Origin of the sequence: Arenibacter sp. S6351L, from assembly GCF_023016025.1 — a bacterium.
Taxonomy (GTDB): domain Bacteria; phylum Bacteroidota; class Bacteroidia; order Flavobacteriales; family Flavobacteriaceae; genus Arenibacter; species Arenibacter algicola_B.
Map to the genome: position 1 here is coordinate 1 of NZ_JALKBB010000071.1, position 2,267 is coordinate 2,267.

The following is a 2,267-nucleotide window of genomic DNA, read 5'->3' on the forward strand; positions in this document are numbered from 1 at the left end:
CAGTGGCACCAGTGGCCCCGGTTTCTCCTTGTATACCCTGAATTCCTTGAGCTCCAGTATCTCCTTTGACGCCCTGGTCGCCTGTGGCTCCGGTCTCACCGGTGTTTCCTTTTTCACCAGTTGCACCTGTCGCACCAGTGGCCCCGGTTTCTCCTTGTATACCTTGAATTCCTTGAGCTCCAGTATCTCCCTTGTCACCCTTTTCACCTGTAGCTCCGGTATCACCCTTTTCGCCTGTAGCACCAGTATCACCTTTCTCACCTTGGATTCCTTGAGCTCCTGTATCGCCCTTATCTCCTTGGTCGCCTTTGTCACCTTTTAGACCCTGAATTCCTTGAGCTCCTGTTGCTCCTGTAGCTCCGGTGGCACCAGTATCTCCTTTCTCACCCTGAATACCTTGCTCTCCAGTTGCTCCTGTAGCACCAGTATCACCCTTGTCACCTTTGTCACCAGTTGCACCAGTGGCTCCAGTATCTCCCTTGTCACCTTTTTCACCAGTGGCTCCTGTCGCCCCGGTCTCACCTTGGATACCTTGAGCTCCAGTTACACCTTGGATACCCTGTTCTCCGGTAGCACCAGTGGCTCCGGTTTCTCCTTGTATACCTTGAATTCCTTGGGCTCCAGTAGCCCCGGTATCTCCTTGATCACCCTTTGCTCCAGTATCACCTTTGTCTCCTTTTAAACCTTGTATACCTTGTTCCCCAGTGGCACCAGTCGCTCCGGTTTCCCCTTGTATACCTTGAATTCCTTGAGCTCCGGTATCACCCTTGTCACCCTTGTCACCCTTGTCTCCAGTGGCACCTGTTGAACCTGTAGCACCGGTATCTCCTTTTTCTCCTTTATCACCAGTGGCACCAGTTTCACCTTGAATACCTTGAGCTCCGGTTTCACCTTTCTCACCTTGAGCTCCAGTATTACCTTTCTCGCCTTGATCACCTTTTAGACCTTGGATACCCTGTTCTCCGGTTGCGCCTGTAGCTCCAGTTTCTCCCTGAATACCTTGAATTCCTTGAGCTCCGGTTTCACCTTGAACACCTTGGATTCCTTGAGCTCCTGTAGCACCAGTTTCACCTTGGATCCCTTGAATACCTTGTGCACCAGTATCTCCTTTGACGCCCTGGTCGCCTGTGGCTCCGGTCGCACCGGTGTCACCTTTCTCACCTTGGTCACCTTTTACGCCTTGGATACCCTGTTCTCCAGTTGCACCTGTGGCTCCGGTTTCACCTTGTATGCCTTGCTCTCCAGTTGCTCCAGTAGCACCAGTATCACCCTTGTCACCCTTTTCACCTGTGGTTCCAGTTGCCCCGGTTTCTCCTTTTTCACCTTGATCACCCTTTACACCTTGGATACCCTGTTCTCCAGTTTCTCCAGTTTCACCTTTTTCACCAGTAGCCCCAGTTTCACCTTGAATACCCTGGATTCCTTGAGCTCCAGTATCTCCTTTGACGCCCTGGTCGCCTGTGGCTCCGGTCGCACCCGTGTCTCCTTTATCTCCTTGATCACCTTTTACACCTTGGATACCCTGTTCGCCAGTGGCTCCGGTCTCACCTTGAATACCCTGAATTCCTTGAGCTCCAGTTTCTCCTTTGTCACCTTTTTCACCAGTAGCACCAGTGGCCCCGGTCTCACCTTGGATACCTTGAATCCCTTGAGCTCCGGTATCTCCTTTGACGCCCTGGTCGCCTGTGGCTCCAGTCGCACCGGTGTCTCCTTTCTCACCCTGAATACCTTGCTCTCCAGTTGCTCCTGTAGCACCAGTATCACCCTTGTCTCCAGTAGCTCCAGTTGAACCTGTAGCACCGGTTTCTCCAGTATCTCCCTTGTCACCAGTTGCACCAGTGGCCCCGGTCTCACCTTGGATACCTTGAATACCTTGAGCTCCAGTATCTCCCTTATCTCCTTGGTCGCCTTTGTCACCTTTTAGACCTTGAATTCCTTGTTCTCCAGAGGCACCAGTTGCACCAGTGGCCCCGGTCTCACCTTGGATGCCTTGAATTCCTTGAGCTCCAGTATCTCCTTTGACGCCCTGGTCGCCTGTGGCTCCGGTCGCACCGGTTTCACCTTTCTCACCTTGATCACCCTTTACACCTTGGATTCCTTGTTCTCCAGTATCTCCTTTGTCACCAGTAGCACCAGTTTCTCCTTGTATACCTTGAGCTCCGGTTTCACCTTTATCTCCTTGATCACCTTTTACACCTTGGATACCTTGAATCCCTTGAGCTCCGGTGTCTCCTTTCTCACCCTGAATACCTTGCTCTCCAGTTGCT

General features: G+C 52.2%; 1 pseudogene. It reads right to left on the minus strand.

What is annotated here, in order from left to right:
- Positions 1 to 2,267, minus strand: a pseudogene (locus tag MWU82_RS24335) (collagen-like protein); the annotation flags it as partial.